Source organism: Wolbachia endosymbiont of Laodelphax striatellus, assembly GCF_007115015.1.
Classification (GTDB): domain Bacteria; phylum Pseudomonadota; class Alphaproteobacteria; order Rickettsiales; family Anaplasmataceae; genus Wolbachia.
The window spans coordinates 22,220-33,258 of the sequence record NZ_MUIX01000001.1 but is presented as its reverse complement, the minus strand read 5'-3'; the positions used below and the strand labels follow the sequence as shown (position 1 = coordinate 33,258).

The 11,039-nt window shown below is 38.0% G+C and carries 12 protein-coding genes and 2 pseudogenes; all 14 read right to left on the bottom strand.

Annotated features, from left to right (window positions below; translation table 11 throughout):
• The coding region (locus BVG17_RS00180; RefSeq protein WP_143688912.1) for a JAB domain-containing protein at positions 1-530 on the bottom strand (530 nt) is incomplete at its 3' end.
• 158 nt (positions 531-688) lie between these two features.
• Positions 689-1,324: pseudogene (locus BVG17_RS00175) on the bottom strand (helix-turn-helix domain-containing protein); the annotation flags it as partial.
• A gap of 1 nt (position 1,325) precedes the next feature.
• Positions 1,326-1,994 (bottom strand): group II intron maturase-specific domain-containing protein (locus BVG17_RS00170; protein ID WP_276528477.1); only part of this gene is annotated, 669 nt, incomplete at its 3' end.
• 53 nt (positions 1,995-2,047) lie between these two features.
• Positions 2,048-3,292: a group II intron reverse transcriptase/maturase gene (gene ltrA / locus BVG17_RS00165; protein WP_143688722.1), complete on the bottom strand. Its 1,245-nt coding sequence runs from the start codon at positions 3,290-3,292 to the stop codon at positions 2,048-2,050.
• Positions 3,293-3,337: 45 nt separating this feature from the next.
• Entirely contained in the window at positions 3,338-3,460 is a 123-nt protein-coding gene (locus tag BVG17_RS09905) for a hypothetical protein (protein ID WP_255447005.1), read from the bottom strand.
• Positions 3,461-3,805: 345 nt separating this feature from the next.
• Positions 3,806-4,657 carry a reverse transcriptase domain-containing protein gene (locus BVG17_RS00160; RefSeq protein WP_241654095.1) on the bottom strand — a complete coding sequence of 284 codons (852 nt, stop codon included), beginning with the start codon at positions 4,655-4,657 and terminating at the stop codon, positions 3,806-3,808.
• A gap of 435 nt (positions 4,658-5,092) precedes the next feature.
• Entirely contained in the window at positions 5,093-5,290 is a 198-nt protein-coding gene (locus BVG17_RS00150) for a hypothetical protein (protein WP_230609272.1), read from the bottom strand.
• Between the two features lie 143 nt (positions 5,291-5,433).
• Positions 5,434-5,850: pseudogene (locus tag BVG17_RS09305) on the bottom strand (transposase); the annotation flags it as partial.
• A gap of 84 nt (positions 5,851-5,934) precedes the next feature.
• The gene (locus BVG17_RS00145; RefSeq protein ID WP_063631197.1) at positions 5,935-7,176 is read right to left on the bottom strand and encodes a metallophosphoesterase; all 1,242 of its coding nucleotides are present in this window, start codon (positions 7,174-7,176) and stop codon (positions 5,935-5,937) included.
• An 82-nt stretch (positions 7,177-7,258) separates the two neighbouring features.
• Complete coding sequence (locus BVG17_RS09900) at positions 7,259-7,390, bottom strand: hypothetical protein (protein WP_255447034.1); 132 nt, start codon at positions 7,388-7,390, stop codon at positions 7,259-7,261.
• Positions 7,387-8,121 (bottom strand): group II intron maturase-specific domain-containing protein, encoded by a 735-nt coding sequence (locus tag BVG17_RS00140; protein WP_241654096.1) that lies wholly within the window; start codon positions 8,119-8,121, stop codon positions 7,387-7,389. Before BVG17_RS00140 ends, BVG17_RS09900 begins: the two co-directional genes overlap by 4 nt.
• 53 nt (positions 8,122-8,174) lie before the next feature.
• Entirely contained in the window at positions 8,175-9,419 is a 1,245-nt protein-coding gene (gene ltrA, locus BVG17_RS00135) for a group II intron reverse transcriptase/maturase (RefSeq protein WP_143688722.1), read from the bottom strand.
• Positions 9,420-9,464: 45 nt separating this feature from the next.
• Positions 9,465-9,587: a hypothetical protein gene (locus tag BVG17_RS09895; RefSeq protein ID WP_255447005.1), complete on the bottom strand. Its 123-nt coding sequence runs from the start codon at positions 9,585-9,587 to the stop codon at positions 9,465-9,467.
• A gap of 345 nt (positions 9,588-9,932) precedes the next feature.
• Positions 9,933-10,784, bottom strand: coding sequence for a reverse transcriptase domain-containing protein (locus tag BVG17_RS00130; protein WP_241654095.1), 852 nt, complete (start codon positions 10,782-10,784; stop codon positions 9,933-9,935).
• Positions 10,785-11,039: the final 255 nt, after the last annotated feature.

Sequence of the window (11,039 nt, the reverse complement as noted above, 5' to 3'; positions counted from 1 at the left end):
GATGGTTCTAAACTTCCCCCAGGGTGGTTATGTGACATTATTATGAATGTTGCATTCTTTATTAATGCTTTTCTTATAATTTCCTTTATGTACACCGGTGCTTTTTCCATTTCACCAATATAGAGTTCTTCTCCGATTAATTGGCGCCTGTTATTCAAGTACAGTATTTTTACACATTCCCTTTCTGAGTGACCTATGCTTACGTTCAAGTACTCTACTAGACCTTGTAAGTCCATTACTGGCTCACTCTTGAGCTTTTCTCTGAGCACCCTTTCTAGTGTTTCCTTAACACACATAATCATTGCTACTGCAGAATCAGTCACTCCTTCTATAACTTTCAGGTCATCCATTTCTCGGCCTAAAATCCTTCCTACTCCCGTATAAGTATTCACCAGATTTTTAGCAATTTCTTGAGCCTGCGGCCTTTCATGTACTGCACTTAGAAACGTTTCCATTATTTCACGATCAAGTAATGCCTTGCCTTTGCTTTCTAATATTCTGAATTCGATTTCTTCTTTACTTTTATTCATATCTTCACTAACAACAAACTTTTTTTAAATATTTACTGCTGTTTTTTTATCAGCATTGGCATAAGGCCATAGCTTTTGAGTGAAGTCAAATCAATTTTTAAATCTTTTTTGCTTATTTTTTCATCAAAAGGTGAATATATTCATATATGATGATTTTTTTATTGTTGAATTTCGTCTAAAGAGATGCCTACCGCTTGCAAAATAATATCAATAGAAATTCCTGCTTTTACTAAGTCTTTTGCTGTTTTCATCTTTTCTGCTCTTTTCACTTTCTCTTCGCAAATTTGTATGCCTTCAAGCAGAGATTTTATTAGTGCATTACGTAGTTCTTGGCTTTCAATCTTTTTGTATTCTTCAATTAAATTCGGTAATTCATTTTCTACTATCTCATCTTCTTCTATTAGCAGATCTGTAATATTAATCGATAATGCTTCTGCCATTCCATATAATTTATCAAGTGGAACAGCAACCCTTCCTTGTTCATAATTGCTTATTTCATCACGTGTTGTAACCATTTTCTCTGCTAAATCCTTCTGAGTATATTCCCGTCCATTCTTTTATCTTTTTTCCTATTTGGTAGTAGATAGAACCCGTTTTTTCTTCAACACACTCATTAGCAGAGAGACCTATTGTTTTCGAGACAATATCGATAGAAATTCCTGCTTTAACCAGACCTTTTGCAATTTTTATTCTTTCTGTTTTTTTACTATTTTCTTCACCAACTCGGGCAATTTTGGTTAGTAAACAAAACATTCTACGTAACTCCTGATCGTTAATCTTTTTATATTCTCTTANGGAGCTTGCTAACATTCTTGTTCGTTTCACTCTCTCATCAAAATACTTTTTCCATTTTAAGTCAAGGGGATTTGCATCCGCTCTGATTTTAACATGTCGTCTGATAGGTATATCAATCAGCTTAAGCAGTCTTAAATACCGTATCTCTTTTGGTTTGTTCTTGCATATGGGTGCAGCAAAAACCCATTGGCGTTGACCCATTACTTTGAAGTAACGATTCTTTATCCAACGTAATCCTTTACGAGGATGTCTTTTCTTTGCCCATTTCCATAAACTATGCCAAATTTCATTGTCGATCTTTCTAAACGCTTTTTTAGCACACACATGGTGATAGTAATTTCCCCATCCTCTCAGTAGAGAGTTGAGTGACTTAATTACTATAGCCTGAGTGTTCGCTATATTTGCTTTTATCAATGTACGTGCTTTATTAAGAAGTCTTTTAATACTTTCTTTCGAAGGTTTAATAATTAACTTCTTATTATATCTACGTACATTACAACCAAGAAAGTCAAACCCTGTTGTAATAGATGTAATCTTTGTCTTCTCTTCTGACAGAATTAAACCTCGCTCATGAAGAAAGGATGATACTAAAGGCTTAACTTCCTTTTCCAGTACTTCATGTGTGAAACCTGAAATAATAAGGAGAGTAGACCAGCGGAACTTCTCCACCAGTCTCTCGCAGAACTGTACGGAAACCTCTCGGTTTATACAGCTCCCATTATTTAGCCCTTTGATCCTAACCCAAGTGTCCAATGATAGAAAATATTTGGAGACCTCTTTCTCACTTTTCCTAGAAATTGCTTTGCTAGTCTTCCATGATCTCGAAGTTTCTTATATTTGGTTCTGACCCATCTTATGAGGTATCTCTCTATATTTCTGAGAGATGTATACATCTCCGATTTATAAAACCTGCCATAGTACTGAAACCAGCCTCTGACTATTGGATCTATTTTCTTCGATATTTCCTCTAATGTGGTCCACGTAATCCGATGTATTCTCCATGACTTTATGGTTTTCTTGATCTTCTTCTTGGCTTTGTTGCTGATTGCAGGTAGAAATGAAACATAACACTCCCCCTTCTTATTCTTTGCTCCTCTAGCTCTAAAGGTATAGCCCAAGAAATCAAAGTTTTGTGTAGGAAACTCATCTCTCCTATTACCATCCTTACAGTACACTATCTGTGTCTTTTCGGGATGTAACCTCAATTTACACTTAGCCAATCTTTCTTCGATCATTACTTTCATAAATTCTGCCTGTCTCTTAGTTCTGCAGTGCACTATCGCATCATCCACATACCTCTCAAATGGTACTGTCGGGTAGTTCTTTTTCATCCATATATCAAACACATGATGCATGAATATATTAGAGATGATTGGGCTAACTGAACCTCCTTGCGGAACTCCTTTATCCCTAACTACCTTACTGCCATCTGCTTGCTGAATGGGGGCTTTCATCCACCTCTCAACATACAGTATGACCCATTTGCAGTCTGTGTGTTTCTTGATAGCCTGCATTGCTAAATCGTGGTCCAGATTGTCGAAGAATCCAGATATATCCAGATCTACTGTCCAATCATTTTTCCAACATCTCTTCCGTGCTGTATATACCGCATCCAATGCAGACTTATTTGGTCTATAACCATATGAATCCTCGTGAAATTTCGGCTCTACTATCGGTTCAAGATACATAGTAGCGGCTGTTTGTGCTACCCTGTCGGACACTGAAGGAACACATAAAGTTCTTTGTCCTCCCGTATCTTTCGGTATTGCAACAGCTTTTACTGGCTCGGGAAAATAACTTCCGGATGACATCCGATTCCATAGTTTGTACAAATTATCTTTTAGATTTTCCTCAAACTTTGTTATCGAGACCTCATCTACACCTGCAGCACCTTTATTTTTCGATACTTGTTTATAAGCTCTCCAAATAAGTTGCTTCGGTATATCAAAAGACTTTGTTTTATTCATTAATTCCTCCCATTACGGTTGACAAAATAATTAAAACTAAATAACTCAGCTCCTTCGCTCCATTTCCATTACAGAAACTTCTTCACTACTATGAGCTAATCCGCCCCTGTTTTTCGCATCGGTACTCTCATCCTCAGAGATCGGCTCTTTGGACTTCTTCCTTATCATCGAAACGACAGGTTCCCGTAGTTCCATGCAATAGCCTAAAATAGATTCACGCCACTTTTATGCCGGACGCCACCCACCCAGTAAACAAGCTCCCGGTAGATTTATCCCAGGTTAACGACTACCCCCTGGTTTTGACGTCGTCTCTACGCTTTCGACACTTCATCAGTGGTTTACTTGCGTTCGTCTCTCTGTTTCATACATGACACATAATTGTGCCTTTTCCATAACGCTCACTACCTTAGCTCTTTACCAAAGCAGCTTATGGCTGTTTGAAGCCTGCTCTTGCAAACCGACTCCGAGGGACCCTCCCTCATCTATTGCATAGCTTCAACACTTCCCGTGTCTCTACAGCGCACAGTCGTCTGCGTACCTGATTACATTCACTCCACTTCTGATTTTTCCTCTTCTTTTGCTACCTAATTTACCAAAGCGACTTTCTAATAACTGTTCAAGACCATCTAAGGTAAAGTTAGCTAGTATTGGAGAAATTATACTTCCTTGCGGAGTGCCAGCAGTTGTGGGATACAGAGTTTTCGATTCTAGGAAACCAGCCTTTAACCAACTATGAAGAATTTTCTTTTCCATAGGAATATGCTTCATAAGCCATTCATGGTTAATGTTGTCAAAGCACCCTTTGATATCACCTTCTAGTATCCATTGTGGTCGATTGCGTCTTGCCAGTAATAAGTGACAAGCAGCAATAGCATCCGCGCAGGATCTTTTAGGTCTAAAGCCATAGGAGTGACGATCACTGATCGTTTCAGCTATCGGTTCCAGAGCAAACAGATATAATGCTTGCATCGCTCTATCTTTTATCGTGGGTATACCGAGAGGCCTTCTTTTGCCATTAGATTTACTGATATAAATTCGTTTGAGCGGAGAAGGTTTATATCCTCTTTGTTTTAACAGCTTTATTCCTTGAAATTTAGCATTGCAAGTTGACCATAGTTGACGATCTACACCTGCTGTGGTTTTTCCTTGGTTTTCAGTTACTCTCTTAACAGCCAAAGCTTTTCCGCTAAAAGAGCGTGTGAGAAGATGTTGTAAAGCTTTTACCTTACCCCATCTTCCTTCTTGGACAGCCTTAACAATACGTCTTTGTAGCCTCACAATAACTTTCTGGCATTTCTTCCATGGCAATTGCTTCCATGCTTCAAAGCTTTCGGTAGATGCACTTACAGGTTTACTTGTAATCATCTGCTTTCCTACCTTAAGTGGTTAACAAAGTTTCTTGTCACGAGGGACCAAATGGAAGTCTGCTCGTTTTCACGCGAATTAATGTTACAAATTCTATCCATTTCGTTACAAAATGGCATTCGCTTTCTCCATTCTCCTTTACCTGCACTTCCATCAGCATTCCTTGCGGTTTGCTTGCCATGTAGGCGAAAATACAGGCTTACCCTGTTTCTCCAGTCATACAACAGTGGGTTAGGTGGCTTCTCTATACCGGTGGAATTATTATTTGCGTACATCTAGAAATGAAAAATGTAACTTATCCACATTACCTTTTGGTCAGAGCTTATCAGCATCTTTAGCTCCTTAATCATTACGATACTTATGAAGCTTCACTTACGTTCACCATACCACTAGCCTAGCTCTCCAACCACATGATACTTGTAGTTTATGCTCCTCTCACGATTGAGCATCTTCTTTTTCAAGAGGAGGTTCATTGTCCGCATCGCTTGGCACCAACCGGTTGCCCGATTCGCACTGATGCGTAGACTCAGACGGCAAAACATCTGGTTTAATAAGTTTTAGAATCCTTTCAGTTTCTTTCTGAATGAATTCCTCTCCTTTTAAACAATATGACCGAAGACTTTCAGGTCGCACCATTTCTTTATTAATTGATATCCTTTCAAGCCGCCAACACTGATTGCATTTGCCTAGTTACAAAAATAATGTCTGTGCTAAAACATGCTCATATATAGCTCTTTTTCTAATAGTTCGAATAGCTGGATATTCTTTCTGGCTCAATTTTTTATAACAAACCAATGGTTTGATTAAAATCAGGAGAATATGGAGGCAGATATATAACTTCAGCACTGACACTTTTCACAAATTCACTTATTTTTATGAAAAGTTGCATTATCCAAAATCACCCAGCAAAAAGCTTGAACTAGCTATTAAAAACGTCTGTATCGCAATAGCCTTCAAAAATCATAGGCGCCATAATTTTTCCCTTATTCAAAGCTGCAATCATACTAATACGCTGACTTTTGTGTTATCAATTCCAGATTAGTCGATATATACAAGAATTCAGTGGTTTTTGTTGCTATGAGTTTTTTAAGCTCAGCACGTTTTTTCTGCGTCCTTTTCTTTGTATCCATAGGTCTTTTTTTACGTATAAATCTTATTTTTAGACCTTTATGAATTGTTTTACATCTAGTGTTAACTCTGCACAATTTATTCTCATGGCAAAAACTTCTTCTCTACTTTTTCTCGGTAAGGTCAGTGATCGATAACAACAAATAGTCCTAATTTTCATTTGTTTGAAGTTTAAAGTCTTTTGTTAGGTTTGCAGAATACATTTCCTTATTATCTTGATTATAGAAAGTAAATTTATGATCGTCTAAACTTAATATTGCAAAGCCAAAGCCAAAAAAGTTTCTAACCTCGCGTGCTAAGTAATTTCTGCCATTTGGATAGTCAAATTCTACATTTTGATAAACAGGTTCTTGATCTTGGACATGTAATAATGCACCGCCATTTCCAACTATAATCTGGTCTGGAACATTATCCATTAATAAAATCTGGGCTATATGAATGTGACCAGAAATTATGGTAGTAACATTACTTAGAAATTTATCTCCAAAAGCTTCAATTTGTGTAAGATTACCATGGCTTTTTAATGTTAAAAATTCTTTCTTTGGAGATCTCCAAAGAGGTTTATGAGTTAGAAACCACGCGGGCTTATCTTGTATCAATTTATCAAATTCCCTCTCAAAATCCTCAATTGTGCTTTGGGTTGTAAAAATTTCCTCACCAGATGAAGAATCGAAGATAAAAAACTTAATTGGTCCAATATCTAAGGACCAACTAGAAACAAGAGCTTTACATTTTTTAAGGAAAAAGGGATATGAATCTAAATATCTGAACCATCCTTCATAGGCTCTATTACAACTCTCATGATTTCCACGAACAAAAAGAAAAGGAGATTGTGTTAAAATATCTTTTGCAGGCTCAAACCAATCAGCGTACCAAGCTTCTTTATTATATCCATAAATATCGCCGCACTTTTTTGTGTTTCTACATTTTGTTTGTCTATAATGATAATCACCAACATGGATGATTAAATCTGGTTTATGAAAAGCAATTGAATTTAAATTTTTTTTTAAAGGCCAGCTATCTATAGAATTACATTCTTGCTGAAATAACATATTTATTCTACATCCTGTATCACCAATGAAAGCAATTTTACTGATCTTTTTCGCTAATACGGGAACCTTTATATTGTCAATACTAATGTTTTGAGCATTTGTTTCTACTATGAGTTCACAAACTGTTTCGGTATTGTTGATTGAGCTGCGACTTAGCATTTCTACTTTCTTATCATCGACGTAAGCAATGGGACACATGTTATTGTCTATAATTGCACGTATGCTCAATTTATTTTCTGGAATGATTTGAGACCATGTGTACAATATTTGTGCATGAGTGGAGTGAAAGCTAATTGTAAGAGATAGAATTAAAAAAATGAAGATATTAGCTACTTTCATTTGTATAAAGACCTAAATTAAGAATTAGTAGTAAGATTATCTTAAATGATTAAAGTTTGTAACCATAAAATTCATAGTTAAATTATACAGGGTCAGGTAAGGAAGCAGTATTACTACTACTCCCTCCCTTAGAAACGCAGCATGCAGGTTTCCCCACACTACGCTTGAGCCCCTTATCTAAGTTCTTCTTTTCTAGAACCGGCTTGTCCTTCATGATTCCTCAGGAAACATCATTCTTAATGGTGACACCAACAGTAGAGAACCTTCTCTTGAAAAGGAGCTTGCTAACATTCTTGTTCGTTTCACTCTCTCATCAAAATACTTTTTCCATTTTAAGTCAAGGGGATTTGCATCCGCTCTGATTTTAACATGTCGTCTGATAGGTATATCAATCAGCTTAAGCAGTCTTAAATACCGTATCTCTTTTGGTTTGTTCTTGCATATGGGTGCAGCAAAAACCCATTGGCGTTGACCCATTACTTTGAAGTAACGATTCTTTATCCAACGTAATCCTTTACGAGGATGTCTTTTCTTTGCCCATTTCCATAAACTATGCCAAATTTCATTGTCGATCTTTCTAAACGCTTTTTTAGCACACACATGGTGATAGTAATTTCCCCATCCTCTCAGTAGAGAGTTGAGTGACTTAATTACTATAGCCTGAGTGTTCGCTATATTTGCTTTTATCAATGTACGTGCTTTATTAAGAAGTCTTTTAATACTTTCTTTCGAAGGTTTAATAATTAACTTCTTATTATATCTACGTACATTACAACCAAGAAAGTCAAACCCTGTTGTAATAGATGTAATCTTTGTCTTCTCTTCTGACAGAATTAAACCTCGCTCATGAAGAAAGGATGATACTAAAGGCTTAACTTCCTTTTCCAGTACTTCATGTGTGAAACCTGAAATAATAAGGAGAGTAGACCAGCGGAACTTCTCCACCAGTCTCTCGCAGAACTGTACGGAAACCTCTCGGTTTATACAGCTCCCATTATTTAGCCCTTTGATCCTAACCCAAGTGTCCAATGATAGAAAATATTTGGAGACCTCTTTCTCACTTTTCCTAGAAATTGCTTTGCTAGTCTTCCATGATCTCGAAGTTTCTTATATTTGGTTCTGACCCATCTTATGAGGTATCTCTCTATATTTCTGAGAGATGTATACATCTCCGATTTATAAAACCTGCCATAGTACTGAAACCAGCCTCTGACTATTGGATCTATTTTCTTCGATATTTCCTCTAATGTGGTCCACGTAATCCGATGTATTCTCCATGACTTTATGGTTTTCTTGATCTTCTTCTTGGCTTTGTTGCTGATTGCAGGTAGAAATGAAACATAACACTCCCCCTTCTTATTCTTTGCTCCTCTAGCTCTAAAGGTATAGCCCAAGAAATCAAAGTTTTGTGTAGGAAACTCATCTCTCCTATTACCATCCTTACAGTACACTATCTGTGTCTTTTCGGGATGTAACCTCAATTTACACTTAGCCAATCTTTCTTCGATCATTACTTTCATAAATTCTGCCTGTCTCTTAGTTCTGCAGTGCACTATCGCATCATCCACATACCTCTCAAATGGTACTGTCGGGTAGTTCTTTTTCATCCATATATCAAACACATGATGCATGAATATATTAGAGATGATTGGGCTAACTGAACCTCCTTGCGGAACTCCTTTATCCCTAACTACCTTACTGCCATCTGCTTGCTGAATGGGGGCTTTCATCCACCTCTCAACATACAGTATGACCCATTTGCAGTCTGTGTGTTTCTTGATAGCCTGCATTGCTAAATCGTGGTCCAGATTGTCGAAGAATCCAGATATATCCAGATCTACTGTCCAATCATTTTTCCAACATCTCTTCCGTGCTGTATATACCGCATCCAATGCAGACTTATTTGGTCTATAACCATATGAATCCTCGTGAAATTTCGGCTCTACTATCGGTTCAAGATACATAGTAGCGGCTGTTTGTGCTACCCTGTCGGACACTGAAGGAACACATAAAGTTCTTTGTCCTCCCGTATCTTTCGGTATTGCAACAGCTTTTACTGGCTCGGGAAAATAACTTCCGGATGACATCCGATTCCATAGTTTGTACAAATTATCTTTTAGATTTTCCTCAAACTTTGTTATCGAGACCTCATCTACACCTGCAGCACCTTTATTTTTCGATACTTGTTTATAAGCTCTCCAAATAAGTTGCTTCGGTATATCAAAAGACTTTGTTTTATTCATTAATTCCTCCCATTACGGTTGACAAAATAATTAAAACTAAATAACTCAGCTCCTTCGCTCCATTTCCATTACAGAAACTTCTTCACTACTATGAGCTAATCCGCCCCTGTTTTTCGCATCGGTACTCTCATCCTCAGAGATCGGCTCTTTGGACTTCTTCCTTATCATCGAAACGACAGGTTCCCGTAGTTCCATGCAATAGCCTAAAATAGATTCACGCCACTTTTATGCCGGACGCCACCCACCCAGTAAACAAGCTCCCGGTAGATTTATCCCAGGTTAACGACTACCCCCTGGTTTTGACGTCGTCTCTACGCTTTCGACACTTCATCAGTGGTTTACTTGCGTTCGTCTCTCTGTTTCATACATGACACATAATTGTGCCTTTTCCATAACGCTCACTACCTTAGCTCTTTACCAAAGCAGCTTATGGCTGTTTGAAGCCTGCTCTTGCAAACCGACTCCGAGGGACCCTCCCTCATCTATTGCATAGCTTCAACACTTCCCGTGTCTCTACAGCGCACAGTCGTCTGCGTACCTGATTACATTCACTCCACTTCTGATTTTTCCTCTTCTTTTGCTACCTAATTTACCAAAGCGACTTTCTAATAACTGTTCAAGACCATCTAAGGTAAAGTTAGCTAGTATTGGAGAAATTATACTTCCTTGCGGAGTGCCAGCAGTTGTGGGATACAGAGTTTTCGATTCTAGGAAACCAGCCTTTAACCAACTATGAAGAATTTTCTTTTCCATAGGAATATGCTTCATAAGCCATTCATGGTTAATGTTGTCAAAGCACCCTTTGATATCACCTTCTAGTATCCATTGTGGTCGATTGCGTCTTGCCAGTAATAAGTGACAAGCAGCAATAGCATCCGCGCAGGATCTTTTAGGTCTAAAGCCATAGGAGTGACGATCACTGATCGTTTCAGCTATCGGTTCCAGAGCAAACAGATATAATGCTTGCATCGCTCTATCTTTTATCGTGGGTATACCGAGAGGCCTTCTTTTGCCATTAGATTTACTGATATAAATTCGTTTGAGCGGAGAAGGTTTATATCCTCTTTGTTTTAACAGCTTTATTCCTTGAAATTTAGCATTGCAAGTTGACCATAGTTGACGATCTACACCTGCTGTGGTTTTTCCTTGGTTTTCAGTTACTCTCTTAACAGCCAAAGCTTTTCCGCTAAAAGAGCGTGTGAGAAGATGTTGTAAAGCTTTTACCTTACCCCATCTTCCTTCTTGGACAGCCTTAACAATACGTCTTTGTAGCCTCACAATAACTTTCTGGCATTTCTTCCATGGCAATTGCTTCCATGCTTCAAAGCTTTCGGTAGATGCACTTACAGGTTTACTTGTAATCATCTGCTTTCCTACCTTAAGTGGTTAACAAAGTTTCTTGTCACGAGGGACCAAATGGAAGTCTGCTCGTTTTCACGCGAATTAATGTTACAAATTCTATCCATTTCGTTACAAAATGGCATTCGCTTTCTCCATTCTCCTTTACCTGCACTTCCATCAGCATTCCTTGCGGTTTGCTTGCCATGTAGGCGAAGATACAGGCTTACCCTGTTTCTCCAGTCATACAACAGTGGGTTAGGTGGCTTCTCTATACCGGTG